Source organism: Amycolatopsis sp. NPDC001319, from assembly GCF_042896185.1.
Taxonomy (GTDB): Bacteria; Actinomycetota; Actinomycetes; order Mycobacteriales; family Pseudonocardiaceae; genus Amycolatopsis.
In genome coordinates this window covers 38,688-51,386 of record NZ_JBIAWY010000016.1, presented here as the reverse complement: position 1 = coordinate 51,386, position 12,699 = coordinate 38,688, and the positions used below count along the sequence as shown (strand labels likewise).

Annotated in this window: 15 protein-coding genes; 12 read left to right on the top strand and 3 right to left on the bottom strand. The window is 69.8% G+C overall.

Features of this window, described 5'->3' with window-relative positions:
- Window positions 1-162 precede the first annotated feature (162 nt).
- Complete coding sequence (locus ACFY1H_RS41835; protein ID WP_386955762.1) at window positions 163-879, top strand: hypothetical protein; 717 nt, start codon at window positions 163-165, stop codon at window positions 877-879.
- 64 nt (window positions 880-943) lie between these two features.
- On the opposite strand, the gene ACFY1H_RS41830 is transcribed toward ACFY1H_RS41835, so the two are convergent.
- Together ACFY1H_RS41830 and ACFY1H_RS41825 are read right to left on the bottom strand one after the other, a co-directional pair.
- Complete coding sequence (locus ACFY1H_RS41830; RefSeq protein WP_386955761.1) at window positions 944-1,237, bottom strand: hypothetical protein; 294 nt, start codon at window positions 1,235-1,237, stop codon at window positions 944-946.
- Window positions 1,237-1,569 (bottom strand): helix-turn-helix domain-containing protein, encoded by a 333-nt coding sequence (locus ACFY1H_RS41825; RefSeq protein WP_386955850.1) that lies wholly within the window; start codon window positions 1,567-1,569, stop codon window positions 1,237-1,239. Before ACFY1H_RS41825 ends, ACFY1H_RS41830 begins: the two co-directional genes overlap by 1 nt.
- A gap of 30 nt (window positions 1,570-1,599) precedes the next feature.
- Between ACFY1H_RS41825 and ACFY1H_RS41820 the strand changes: the two genes are divergently transcribed.
- The 5 genes from ACFY1H_RS41820 to ACFY1H_RS41800 all read left to right on the top strand — a co-directional run bounded on the left by ACFY1H_RS41820 (window position 1,600) and on the right by ACFY1H_RS41800 (window position 4,137).
- Window positions 1,600-1,932 (top strand): hypothetical protein, encoded by a 333-nt coding sequence (locus ACFY1H_RS41820; protein ID WP_386955760.1) that lies wholly within the window; start codon window positions 1,600-1,602, stop codon window positions 1,930-1,932.
- 7 nt (window positions 1,933-1,939) lie between these two features.
- Complete coding sequence (locus tag ACFY1H_RS41815) at window positions 1,940-2,530, top strand: PH domain-containing protein (protein WP_386955759.1); 591 nt, start codon at window positions 1,940-1,942, stop codon at window positions 2,528-2,530.
- A 16-nt stretch (window positions 2,531-2,546) separates the two neighbouring features.
- Window positions 2,547-3,089, top strand: a complete 543-nt coding sequence (locus ACFY1H_RS41810; RefSeq protein ID WP_386955758.1) for a hypothetical protein — start codon at window positions 2,547-2,549, stop codon at window positions 3,087-3,089.
- 359 nt (window positions 3,090-3,448) lie between these two features.
- Complete coding sequence (locus tag ACFY1H_RS41805) at window positions 3,449-3,928, top strand: alpha-hydroxy-acid oxidizing protein (protein ID WP_386955757.1); 480 nt, start codon at window positions 3,449-3,451, stop codon at window positions 3,926-3,928.
- Window positions 3,925-4,137: an MbtH family protein gene (locus tag ACFY1H_RS41800; protein ID WP_386955756.1), complete on the top strand. Its 213-nt coding sequence runs from the start codon at window positions 3,925-3,927 to the stop codon at window positions 4,135-4,137. Before ACFY1H_RS41805 ends, ACFY1H_RS41800 begins: the two co-directional genes overlap by 4 nt.
- 410 nt (window positions 4,138-4,547) lie before the next feature.
- On the opposite strand, the gene ACFY1H_RS41795 is transcribed toward ACFY1H_RS41800, so the two are convergent.
- Entirely contained in the window at window positions 4,548-5,267 is a 720-nt protein-coding gene (locus tag ACFY1H_RS41795; protein WP_386955755.1) for an SDR family NAD(P)-dependent oxidoreductase, read from the bottom strand.
- A 221-nt stretch (window positions 5,268-5,488) separates the two neighbouring features.
- Between ACFY1H_RS41795 and ACFY1H_RS41790 the strand changes: the two genes are divergently transcribed.
- The 6 genes from ACFY1H_RS41790 to ACFY1H_RS41765 are packed head-to-tail and all read left to right on the top strand — an operon-like array spanning window position 5,489 to window position 12,494.
- Entirely contained in the window at window positions 5,489-6,394 is a 906-nt protein-coding gene (locus tag ACFY1H_RS41790; RefSeq protein ID WP_386955754.1) for an alpha/beta hydrolase, read from the top strand.
- Between the two features lie 31 nt (window positions 6,395-6,425).
- Window positions 6,426-8,051 (top strand): flavin-containing monooxygenase, encoded by a 1,626-nt coding sequence (locus tag ACFY1H_RS41785; RefSeq protein ID WP_386955753.1) that lies wholly within the window; start codon window positions 6,426-6,428, stop codon window positions 8,049-8,051.
- Window positions 8,052-8,065: 14 nt separating this feature from the next.
- Window positions 8,066-8,827 (top strand): SDR family NAD(P)-dependent oxidoreductase, encoded by a 762-nt coding sequence (locus tag ACFY1H_RS41780; protein ID WP_386955752.1) that lies wholly within the window; start codon window positions 8,066-8,068, stop codon window positions 8,825-8,827.
- Window positions 8,828-8,851: 24 nt separating this feature from the next.
- Window positions 8,852-10,342 carry an NAD-dependent succinate-semialdehyde dehydrogenase gene (locus ACFY1H_RS41775; protein WP_386955751.1) on the top strand — a complete coding sequence of 497 codons (1,491 nt, stop codon included), beginning with the start codon at window positions 8,852-8,854 and terminating at the stop codon, window positions 10,340-10,342.
- The gene (locus tag ACFY1H_RS41770; RefSeq protein ID WP_386955750.1) at window positions 10,339-11,571 is read left to right on the top strand and encodes an iron-containing alcohol dehydrogenase; all 1,233 of its coding nucleotides are present in this window, start codon (window positions 10,339-10,341) and stop codon (window positions 11,569-11,571) included. The genes ACFY1H_RS41775 and ACFY1H_RS41770 overlap by 4 nt, the downstream gene beginning before the upstream one ends.
- Window positions 11,568-12,494 (top strand): 3-hydroxyacyl-CoA dehydrogenase, encoded by a 927-nt coding sequence (locus tag ACFY1H_RS41765; protein WP_386955749.1) that lies wholly within the window; start codon window positions 11,568-11,570, stop codon window positions 12,492-12,494. The genes ACFY1H_RS41770 and ACFY1H_RS41765 overlap by 4 nt, the downstream gene beginning before the upstream one ends.
- The last annotated feature ends 205 nt before the right edge of the window (window positions 12,495-12,699 follow it).

The following is a 12,699-nucleotide window of genomic DNA, read 5'->3' as shown; positions in this document are numbered from 1 at the left end:
TTGTAGATCCGGCTGGTGCTCATCGACTGCTTTCGGCGGCTCGGTTACGGCTGAGTGGCGACGGGAAGAACGTCGATCAGGTAGTCCCCGCGCGTTACGTGCACAACTCAGCGAGCCCGCCGTTCAGAAAACGGCTTGAGGCGCGCGGGCATGATGACCTCCGTGACGAGCAACCCAGAAGCCCCTCCCGCCGGGATACCCGGCTACGACGGCGGCCCTTTCCGCCACTTGCCCGAGTTGCTGGACGAGCACCTGTTCTGGCTGGGCCATCTACACACCTACTACTCCGAGACCGAAGAGCTCGTAGGTGGTACGGACCAGCAGGAGGCAGGGGACCTGCAGTCCCGGCTGCTGAGCGGCAACAGCTGGCCGATCTTCACGGTGCCGCTCGCCGGTGATCACCGCCTGTTCGTGGTGTACCGCGCATTCAAAGAGGACAGCGGCATCGACTACCTCCTGCACCACCCCGACTGGGATGCCGCCGAGCACCTCGCGCAGGATGAAGGACACTTCATGGGCCCTGGCCTGTCGTGGCCCGAGCTGATCTCCGCAGCGGACAACGGCCTGCCCGGCGGCAGCACCACCGATGCCCACGTCCGACTGCTGCTCCTACTGCCCGCGTTCGGCGACGACACCCTGCCGGATGACGCTGTCAATCGCCTGGCAGCGGCGCTGCGCGCCCGCACTCGGGTCCTGGCCCCCGAACGACTCGCCGCAGCGCTGCTGAAGAACCAGAGGCCGTGCGGCCCCGCGCACTGGACCACGGCCGCCGGCGGCTATCGGATCAACAACGGTCGCTATTCCTACCGCAACCCTGCCAACCACTTCGCCTGGTCGGCATCCCGTCTGGCCCGGGCGACCGACGCACTGGCCCCCTGATCACACGTCGTCCCGCGCGGCTTGGCTTCACGGCCCGGGCGCCGCGCACTGGACCACGGTCCGCTCATTGGCCGCCCGTACCGAGCCCGAGGATCTGGTCTCTCTGCCAGTAGGTGAGGTACTGGGCGACGGTGGTGTCGCTGAGGCGGGTGGGAAGGCCGCGGTTGCTGACGGCGACGGCTTCGGTGAGTTTGTCGGCGGCGTCCTTGCGGGTGGTGCCGTAGACGCGGATGCGATTGCGGGTGCCGCCGGCAGCGAGGACGTATCCGGCTGTTTCCCAGCGGCCGTCCTTGCGCTGGTAGATGGTTCCGTCACCGTTGGCGCGGGTACGGCGGAAGGCGGGGTTCGAGGTGCGCATCAGCTGCTTCCTGTTCGAGGCGGCGGATGTAAACGGCGAGGGCGTGGGCGGGGGATGCGGCGGGCGCGGCCGATCGTGATGGAGGCGAGCTGCCGGGTGCGGATGAGGTCGTAGACGGTGGAACGGCCGATCTTGAGCCGCGCCATGACCTCGGGAACAGTGAGGCCGATGCCGGAGAAGACCCAGTGGGCGAGGGTCAGCGTCGACTCCGCGTCCGGACCGGCGAGCGGGCCCCGGCTTGGGCACCCACCCAAACGCCGGACCCCAACCGCCGCCCACGATTCAATGAGGACGGCCTCGGGTGTGCGGACGCGGCCTGGAACCAGGCGCACCCCTTCAGCCAAGGTGCCACCGGCGTCTGCTTGGGCGGCACCCTCGCGTTCGTAGGAGGAGTCACAGGCAATGTCTGCTTCGCGGCCACCGGATCCAGCGCTGGTCTCACCGCTTCCTGCGGGCCTGTTCTTGGCGTCGCCGCGGAAGCCGGCCTTACCGGCTTCTCCTCGAATGCGAAGAAGATCAACGATCTCAGAGCGGGCTTCGAGTCGGGCTCTGGGTCCGGCCTCGGACCGTTCGGCGCCTCGTACTCGGGGGGATCTTCCCCCGACGGGTGGGTCAACGTGTTCGGCCTCGCATTCGGCTATGGCTTCGGCTTCTGGACCGGCCCCACGTACACCTGGCTGCTGTTGGGTGGGTGAAGCGGCGATGACGACTTTCCGCCCTGTCGGCTCGAGCCTGGTGGCGTTGGGTATGTGCCTCGGCCCGACCGCGCTTGTGGTGAAACTGGTTGCCGCGGTGACACATTTCGGCGCGTCGCCCGGTGTCACGAACGTCGCGGCCGGCGCGTTGGGAGTGGTGCTCGCGCTTGCCGGCGTGGCGCTCTCGTCGCGGGTCCGGATCACTGTCGACGACCGCGGTGTCCGTTTCCGCAATCTGTTTCGCAGCCGGAGCTACGCCTGGAGCGACCTCAGCGCCGTGACGATCAAACGCTGGGGCGCCCGTATCACCGCCGCCGATGAGGTCGCCGCCACGCTCCCGGTCGGGCTCGGTACGCATGGCCGCAAACACGGCATCGCGTTCGAGCTTGCCGACGGCACGCTCTCCCCGACCTCCGCGGCAACTGCGTGGGTTGGCGCGAACTCGCGTCGGATCCTGCTCGATGCTCTCGACACCCGTGCCGCAGCCCGCGGTGTCGTCGTCCGGATCATCAACCCGAACAACGGTGGCCTGTTCGGGTTCGGCTGGGACATCCGCATCGGAGACGGAGTTCCACGACCGCAGAAAGCCCGTCCATGAACGAGAAAACCACCAGGTGGATCGATCGTGGGGGTCGGCCGTGCGCTTGATCGCGTTGTGGTGCGCGCTGGCGTTGGCCGCCTCCCTGGCGGTGTTCGTCGACTCGTTCCTCCCCGGCGCGCCGCACCTGCCGGGGCCGGTGTTGTTCACCGCTGTCGTCGGGATCTTCCCGGTGGTCGCGATCACCGTTGCGACAGTCGCCCTGCGTCGCTCCGAGCTGCCTGTCGCGACGATCGCGCCTCGCCTCTTGCGGCTGCTTCCCGCCGCGCTGCGGTGGGGTGCTCCGGCCGTCATCGTGGGTGCCGCCATCGTCGCTGTGCTCACCGGCCCGCAGGTGCCCGACGGTGTCCCCGAGACCACCCCCGGCGGCTACCTCATGGACACCCGCGCCGGCGACGTCCCGATCAGCGCAGGCGAGTACCTCCACGCCCAGGTCGAGAACCGGAGGTTGTTCGCCGCGATCTCCATCGCTCTGAACACCGCGGGCGGCACCGGTGCGTTTGCCCTACGACCTCAATCCCGGCGCCGACCGCGACTCGACGCGACGAAGCCGCTTTGACCGTGGCTGCTGTCGAAGACCTTTCGTCGACGACGGGGATGCTGCGGCCGGGGCACCGCCGTGTGCGGGTCTACGGGGCGGCGGTGCCGGGGCGGCCGACGATGTGGATCGGGCCGATGTCGATCTGGGAGACGTCCATCGTGTGCAGCACCGCGATGATCAGCCCGGCTGCCACCGCGGCAACCGTCACTGACCTGGCCGTCTGCGCCATCTGCCCAGGCACAGCGCGGCCAGGGCAGTCAGTCCGCGCCGCTGGTCGCACCGCTCGTCCACAGGAGAGCAGGGAGCCGGGACCGTGATTTCGGGGTCGGCGGGCTTCACCTATCGCCGGTCGATGGTCAGTGTCGGGTCGTCGTGCCATGGCGGCAACCGGTTCTCGCGGGGACGAGGGGACCGCCGGGTCACGTCGGAACCTTTCCGGTGTCGAACGCCGCCCGTCCCGGCGCCGCTCACGCGGGGCCGAGGCCGGCAGCCTGGATGCGACGCCGGCGAGGGCCAATGGCCGCGTCGCCCGGCTCCACCCCAGCGACGCGTGCTGCATCGCGTCCGGACGCATGTGGGAGGGAACCCGCGCGGTCAAGGCGCTCGGGTTGGGCGCGCGGGCCGTGGGCCTCGGTCGCGCCGCTTTCCTCGCCGCCGACGAGGACCCCGCACGGGGATTGCTCAATCTGCTCGACTGTTGTGCCTTCGAGATGCGGCTCCTGCTCAGCGCACTGGGCAAGTACACAGCGGCGGTGGTCGGCCGGGAAGACCTCTGGGGCCTACCCCCGGCCGCCGCACCTTCCTCGGCCCCCGCCAACCCTCAACCCACCACCATTGACTCCAAGGAGACGTCGTGACCAACCCCTTCGAAGACGAAGCCGCCGCCTACGTCGTGCTTGCCAACGCTGAGAACCAGCACTCGCTCTGGCCCTCCGCAATTGACGTGCCGAACGGGTGGACCGTACGGCACAGGGGGTCACGACAGAGCTGCCTCGAATATGTGGACGCGCACTGGACCGACCTTCGTCCCGCCAGTCTCGCCTCCGAAATGGACGGGACCGCCTGAATTGCGAACACCGGAGCGGCCCCGCCGCCCGGGCGGCGCCGGTGCGAGAGTTGGCGGAGTCGTTCACGCCGACGGTGGGTGAGGTGGAGTAGGCGCGGCAGCGGGACCAGTTCGAAGCGAATGCATTGGCTCTGGTGATGTTGCGCATGTGCTATGTGCGACCAAGGCGCGTCGATACCCGAGATCGCGGCGAAGCTGACCATCGCGACCGGCACCAACGCCGGGAAAGGTCCGCCGGTCGACCGGCATCCCGATGACCTGTCACGCGCTCTACTGGACAGCGACCAAGTGGCCGACCTGGCCATTGGACAGCTACCAGGAGCTGTGACCGGCTGCTGGTAGCTGCGGAAGACCACCAGTACGCCGGAGAGCACGCGCGAACCAGGTCCGGCGCTAGCTGCAATGAGGTGTCATTGCGCGAGGTAGCCTCCGTCTACAACGAGCTCGGATCCGGTCACGAAGCTGGACTCGTCGCTGGCCAGGAAGAGTGCGCCGTTGGCGACTTCCTGCGGATTGCCGGCGCGGCCCATCGGGGTCTGGCCGATCACGAACTCGTTGATCTCCGGGTCCTGCGCCTCGGTGAGCGGCGTGCGGATGAAGCCGGGGTGCAGGGAGTTCACGCGAATGTTCTCGCGCGCGTAGGTGATCGCCGCGCTCTTCGACATGGTGCGCACCGCGCCCTTGGTGGCGTGGTAGGTGTGGGCGCCCGCGACGGCGACGGTGCCCCAGATCGACGACACGTTGATGATCGAGCCGCCGCCGTTGCGCTGCATCAGCGGGACGACCTCGCGCATGCCGAGCCACACGCCGGTCTGGTTGATCGCCACGACTTGCTGCCACGACTCGAGCGAGAGCTCGTGAAGGGACTCGTAGGCGATCACCCCCGCGTTGTTGGCCAGCACGTCGACGCGGCCGTGGCGGTCGGCGACCTCGCCGACGACGCGGGCCCAGTCGGTGTCGCTGGCGACGTCGAGGCGGTGGTACTCGACGCCGTCGGCGAACCCGTTCGCCTCACTGCGGCCGGTGGCGATCACGGTGGCGCCTTCGCGCGCGAAGGTGTCGGCGATGGTGCGGCCGATGCCGCGGCCGGCGCCGGTGACGAGGGCGACCTTGCCCTGCAGACGGTTCATGGTTCCTCGCTCGAAGCACGGAAGAGGGGAGGCTGTCCGGCTCAGCTTCGCTCGTCTCGAGCGCGTCGTGGTCGCTCAGTGTGAGACGCGGGTGTGTCATTTTGCGACAGCGCGTGGCGGGCGGCTCCAGCGTGGTGATGCTGGGTGAACCGGCGCCCGGACGGGCCCGGACACCCCCTGTGACCTCGCTGCCGAAGCGGGATTCCCCTCCAGGAGAGCCCATGACGTTGCCCGAGCCGACGGACCTGCTCGGCCAGATCTACGCCGGGTGGGCGGTCGAGATGAACCGCCACCCGGACATGTCGGTGGAGCTGCTGCGGATCGTGTTCGACGACTGGCAGCGCGCGACCGCCGAACCCGAGGGCGTGTCCTACGCCCACACCGAACTCGGTGGCGTGCCCGGCATCTTCGTGACGCCCGAGGGCGCCGACGCCGGCCAGGTGCTGCTGTTTTTCCACGGCGGCGGCTTCGCGCTCGGTTCGTCCGCGAGCCACCGCAAGCTCGCCGGCCATCTCGCGAAAGCCTGTGGCGCCACGGCTTTCGTCGCCGACTTCCGCCTCGCGCCCGAGCACCCGTACCCGGCGGCGCTGGAAGACGGGGTCAAGGCGTTCGACGCGCTGCTCTCGCGCGGCCACCGCGTCCGCGACATCACACCGGTCGGCGACAGCGCCGGCGCGAACCTCGCCGTCGCCACCGTACTGAAGCTGCGCGACGACAGCCGCGAGCTGCCCGCCCAGGTCATCACCCTCTCGCCGTGGCTCGACATGGAGAACAGCGGGACCACGATCGAGACCAACAACGACACCGATTTCCTCATCGCGCGCGAGGGCCTGCAGGCTAACATCGACCGCTACCTCAGCGGCGGCGCCGACCCGCGCGATCCGCTCGTGAACCCGCTCTACGCCGACCTCACCGGCTTCCCGCGGCTCTACATCAGCGCCGCGGACACCGAGTCGCTCTACGAGGACAGCGTGCGGTTCCACGCGCTCGCCACCAAGCACGGCGTCGACGTCACCTTCGTCGTCGGCGAGGGGATGCAGCACGTCTACCCGTTCCTGGCGGGCCGCCACCCCCGCGCGGACCAGGAGATCCGGGCCATCGCGGATTTCTACCGCGCGGGCCGCTGAGACGTTTCCACCATTCACCGAAGGGATCACCATGCCGTCCACTCAGGACACCAGCTTCGACGCCATCGTGATCGGCGCCGGCTTCTCGGGGCTGGCGATGCTGCACCACTTCAACCAGCTCGGCCTGCGCTCGGTCGTGCTCGACTCCGCGGACGGCGTCGGCGGCACGTGGTACTGGAACACCTATCCGGGCGCCCGTACCGACAGCGAGTTCTACTACTACTCGTTCTCCTTCTCCAAGGAGGTCCGCGAGGAGTGGACCTGGCAGGAGCGCTACCCGTCGCAGCCGGAGGTGAAGGCGTACCTGGAGTTCGTCGCGCGCCGGCTCGACCTGTACAAGGACATCCGCTTCGGCACGAAGGTCGAGAAGGCCGCCTACGACGAGGACTCGAACGTCTGGTCGGTGACGACCGCCGACGGCCAGGTCCTCACGGCGAAGTACCTGGTCAGCGGCATGGGTGTGCTGTCCGCGCCGAACCTGCCCGACATCCCGGGGGCGAGCACGTTCGCGGGCGAGAGCTACCACACTTCGCGCTGGCCGCGTGATCGCGAGGTCGACCTGCGGGGTAAGCGCGTCGGCGTGCTCGGGCTCGGCGCGTCGGGTGTGCAGCTGGTCCCGGTGGTCGCCGAGACCGCCGGCGAGCTGTTCGTGTTCCAGCGCACGCCGAACTACGTCGTCGCGAGCTCCAACCGGGCCGTCGACGAGCAGTGGATGACCGAGGTCCGCGAGAACTACGACGAGAGCTTCGAGAAGGCGTTCGACCACGGATTCGCGGTGCCGTTCGTGAAGCCGGAGCTCGGCGCGAAGGACGCGAGCGCCGAGGAACGCGAGCGCGTGTTCGAGCAGGGCTGGGCCGAAGGTGGCTTCCACTTCATGCTGGAGACGTTCAACGACCTGGCCGTGGACCAGGAGTCCAACGACCACGCGTCGGACTTCATCCGGCGCAAGATCCGCGAGATCGTGACGGACCCGGCGACCGCGGAGCTGCTGTGCCCCAAGGACTACCCGTTCAACGGCAAGCGCCCGCCGGGCGGGCACGGCTACTACGAGGCCTACAACCGCGAGAACGTGCACCTGGTCGACGTGAAGTCCCGCGGCATCGACGAGATCACGCCGGAGGGCATCGTGGTCGGCGGTGAGCTCTACGAGCTCGACGTGCTCATCTTCGCGACCGGCTTCGACGCCATGACCGGCACGCTGACCCGCATCGACATCGTCGGGCGCGACGGCGAGGTGCTGCGCGAGCATTGGGCGGACGGCATCAAGACCAACCTGGGTCTTTCGGCCCACGGCTTCCCGAACTTCTTCATGATCCTCGGGCCGCAGACGCCGTACGCGAACCTGCCGGTGGCCATCCAGGCCGGCGTGGGCTGGATCGCCGACGCCGTCGAGTACGCCCGTGAGCACGGAATCGAGCGGCTGGAGTCCACGGCCGACGCCGAGCGCGAGTGGGCCGAGGAGGTGAACCGGGCCGGCTCGGCGACGATCATGGCCAGCGGCGCCAAGGCCAACGCGTGGTTCATCGGCGCGAACATCCCGGGCAAACCGCTGGAGTTCAACGTCTACATGGGAGGCGCGGACGCGTACTTCCGCCGCTGCGCCGAGATCGCCGACGCCGGCTACCCCGGGTTCGTGCCCCAGACCGCCGACGCGTGAGACAGGAGGAGACCATGCCCCGCTTGGCGGGCAAGACGGCGATCGTGACCGGTGCGTCGTCCGGGATGGGCCGGGCGACCGCGGAGCTGTTCGCCGCGGAGGGCGCGCGGGTCGCGCTCACCGACGTGGACGCGGGCCAGGGCGCGGCGGCGGCGCGGGAAATCGGTGCCGCCGCGCGGTTCCACGCGGTGGACGTGCGCGACGAGAAGTCGATCGAGCGCGCGTACACCGAGATCGGGGCGGAGTTCGGCAAGCTCGACATCCTGGTCAACTGCGCGGGCATCATCGGCGTGGACAAGCCCACACACGAGGTCACCGAGGCCGAGTGGGACGCGTTGTTCGCAGTGGACGTGAAGGGCGTGTTCTTCTCGACCAAGCACGCCGTGCCGCACCTGATCGCGAACGGCGGCGGCAGCATCGTCAACTACTCCTCGATCTACGGCCTGGTCGGCAACGACGAGTTCACGCCCTACCACGTGGCCAAGGGCGCGGTGACGATGCAGACGCGCCAGGACGCGGCGATGTACGGCAAGTACGACATCCGCGTGAACTCCGTGCACCCGAGCACCGTGCTCACCCCGCTGGTCGAGGGGATCGCCGAGGCGTACGAGGGCGGCCTGCCAGCCTACGAACGCATGATGACCGCGAACCAGTCCCTGCGCCGGCTCGGGCGCCCGATCGACGTCGCCTATGCCGTGCTCTACCTCGCCTCCGACGAAGCCGCCTGGGTCACCGGTGTGAATCTCCCCGTCGACGGCGGCTACACCGCGCGCTGAGCGCGCTGAGAAAGGACGACAACCATGACCGCACTGGCCGAATCCCCGGCCGGGCTCTTCGCCGGGCACGAAGTACCGCTCGGGCTCTACCTCGGCGGCGAGTGGACGCACCCGGGCAAGACCTTCGAGGTGCTCAACCCGAGCACCGGGAATCCGCTCGCCGAGGTCGCCGACGGAGGCCCGGACCACGCGCTGGCCGCGCTGGAGGCCGCCGTGGCGGCGCAGGATTCGTGGCGGCACTGGGCGCCGCGCGAGCGCGCCACGCTGTTCCACCGCGCCCACGCGCTGCTCGTCGAGCGGGCCGACGCGTTCGCCGACGTGATGGTGCTGGAGAGCGGCAAGCCCCGTGCCGAGGCGGCGGGGGAGTTCGCACTGTCGGCAGGGTTCTTCCTCTGGTACGCCGAGCAGATCGCGCACCTGCACGGCACGTACGCGCCCGGCTCGCCCGGCGGCTATCGCGTGGTCACCACCCACCAGCCGGTGGGTCCGAGCTTCCTCGTCACGCCGTGGAACTTCCCGTTGCTCATGGTGGCGCGCAAGGGCGGCGCGGCGCTCGCGGCCGGCTGCACGGTCGTGGTCAAGTCGGCCAAGGAGACGCCGCTGACGGCGGCGCTGTTCATCCGGACGCTGCACGACGCCGGGTTCCCGCCCGGCGTGGTAAACCTGGTGCACACCAGCGACTCCGCCGCGGTGTCCGACGTCGTGCTCGCCGACCCGCGGCTGCGCAAGATCAGCTTCACCGGGTCGACCGGCGTCGGCAGCCTGCTGCTGGCGAAGGCCGCCAAGCACATCGTGAACTCCTCGATGGAGCTCGGCGGCGACGGGCCGTTCGTCGTCCTCGACGACGCCGACGTGGACCTGGCCGTGCGCGAGGCGATCGCGTGCAAATTCCGCAACGCGGGGCAGGCGTGCGTGGCGGCCAACCGGATCATCCTGCACCGCGCGATCGCCGACGAGTTCACGGAGAAGTTCGTCGCGGCCACGCGGGCGCTGCGCGTCGGCGACGGGTTCGAGGACGGCGTGGACGTCGGCCCGATCATCACGCCGCAGCAGTTGGAGCGGGTGCAGTCGCTGGTGGACACCTTCACCGCGGCCGGTGCCGAGCTGCTCGCCGGCGGAAACCGCATCGAGTCGGCAGGCAACTTCTACGAGCCGACCGTGCTACGGCTGCGCGAGGCGGATCCCGCGCTGTGCAACCAGGAGCTGTTCGCGCCGGTCGCGGCGCTGTTCACCGTGGACTCGGCGAGGCAGGCACTGGACTTCGCCAACGACACGACCTACGGGCTCGCGTCGTACCTGTTCACGAAGGACCTGTCGCGCGCCTTCGCGATCGCCGAACGGCTCGACTTCGGCATGGTCGGCATCAACCGCGGCATCATGGCCGACCCGGCCGCCGCGTTCGGCGGGGTCAAGGAGTCCGGGCTCGGGCGGGAAGGCGGCCACGACGGCATCTACGAGTTCCTCGAGCCGAAGTACCTGGCCGTGACCGTGAACGAAGAGGAGGCGGGCGCGTGAGCTCCGAAACCCTGGGCCTGCTGCGCCAGCCCAAGACCGTCCTGTTCGGACCCGGCCGACGCGCGCAGCTGCCGTACCTGGTGAAGCCGCTGGGGCGCACGGTGCTGGTGTGTACCGACGAGCGGATGGCCGGCAGCCCCGAGTTCGCCGCGATCCGCGACTCGCTGACCGGCCAGGGCCTCGACGTGCGCGTGTTCTCGCGCGTCGAGCCGGACCTGCCGCGCGAGAACGTGGAGGCGCTGCTCGCCGAAGTCGACGGCGGTGAGATCGACGCGGTGATCGGCCTGGGCGGCGGCAGCTGCCTGGACTTCGCCAAGGTCGCGTCGATCATGCTCAAGCGCGGCGGGGACGTCGCGGACCTCTACGGCGAGAACCTCGTCGAAGGCCCGGGCCTCCCGCTGGTCACCGTGCCGACCACGGGTGGCACGGGCGCGGAGGTCACCTGCATCGCCGTGGTGTACGACGCCGACAAGGGCATGAAGCTCGGCGTGGCGAGCCCGTACCTCGAACCGTACGCGGCGGTCGTGGACCCGGAGCTCACGCTGAGCTGCCCGCCGGGGCTGACGGCCGCCACCGGTGCCGACGCGCTCTCGCACCTCGTCGAGTCGTTCACCGCGCGCGAGAAGCACCCCGACGCCGGGCACCTGCACCGCCACCTCTACGCCGGCAAGAACGTACTGACCGACCTGTACGCGTTGCGCGGCTTCACCTTGCTGGGCAGCTCGCTGGAGCGCGTCGCGAAGGACCCGGCGGACCTGGCCGCGCGAACCGACACGATGCTCGGCGCGCTCAGCGCGGGCATGGCCATCAACACCGCGGGCACGGCGGCGGCGCACGCCATCCAGTCGCCGATCGGAGCGCTCACGCACACCGCGCACGGCTTCGGCGTCGGCGCGCTGCTGCCGTACGTGATGCGGTTCAACCTCCCCGCGCGCGAGGCGGAGTTCGCCGAGATCGGGCGCGCGTTCGGCCTCGCGGATCCGGCGTTGTCGCAGACGCAGCGCGCGCGGGCGGCGATCGAGCGGATCGAGCAGATCCTGGGCGCGCTCGGCGTGCCGCTGAACCTGAAGGACCTGGGCCTCGAACCGGACCGGTTCGGCTTCGTGGCCGAGCAGGCGATGCTCGCCACCCGGCTGACCGCGAACAACCCGCGTGAGCTCACGGAGTCCGCGATCGTCGGGATCCTCGAGCGGGGATACGCCGACGACCGCACGTGGTGGGAGCTGTGACCGAAGACCCCGTCGAACCGGTCGCGGTCGTCGGCACGGGCGCGATCGGCGTCGGGTTCCTCGTGCTGTTCGCACTGGCCGGCGTCCCGGTGCGGGCGTGGGACGCGGACCCGGCGGCGTACGACCGCGCCCGCGCGGCTGTGGCCGACCGGCTGGCGCTGCTCGGGAGACACGGCCTGCTTCCCGGGAAAATCGCGGAGATCTCCTACCACGAGCGGCTGGGCGAGGCCGTCGACGGCGTCGCGCTGGTGCAGGAATGCGCGGCCGAGGACGTTGTGGTGAAGTGCGCGTTGTTCGCCGATCTGGCCGCTCGCGCGGGTCCGGACACGGTGCTCGCCAGTTCGAGCTCGGCGCTGGTCCCGAGCTCGTTCGGCACGGGCCTCGGCGGGCGGGTGCTCGGCGCACATCCGGGCAACCCGCCGTACCTGCTGCCGGTCGTCGAGCTGATCCCGGCGCCGGACACGCGCGCGGACATCCTGGTCCGCGCGCGGGTGGTGTACGAGCGGGCGGGGATGAAACCCGTGCTGGTGCGCAAGGAGGTCGAGGGTTTCGTCTTCAACCGCCTGCAGGGCGCGCTGCTGCGCGAGGCGTACTGCCTGCTGCGCGACGGCGTGGCCGACGTCGAGGACATCGACGAGGTGGTGCGCAGCGGCCTCGGTCCACGGTGGAGCGTGATCGGTCCGTTCGAGACCGTCGACCTCAACACCCGCGGCGGTATCGCCGCGCACGCCGCGCGGATGGGCCCCGCCTACGCGCGGATGGGCGCCGAACGCGGACAGGACGACCCGTGGACCGACGACCTCGTCGCGCTCGCCAGCGAGCAGCGCCGAGCCCTCGTGCCACTGGCCGAGTGGGACGCCCGCGTGAGCTGGCGCGACGAGCGGCTGATGCGGCTGCGGGCCGCCATGAGACCGCGCGACTGAACGAAAGCGAAAAGCCGGAGCCGCCCGACAACCGGGGCGGCTCCGGCTTTTTCGCGTGTGCCGGAGATCCTTTACCGCCGCGGCCGGAAAACGGTCGGGAAATCTCCGCGGCGTGTGTCAAATTGACACAGGCGCGTCTCACACTGACCGGGTCCGCACCCCCTGTGGTAGCCGACACTTTTGCCAACTCGGGGGCGGAATATCG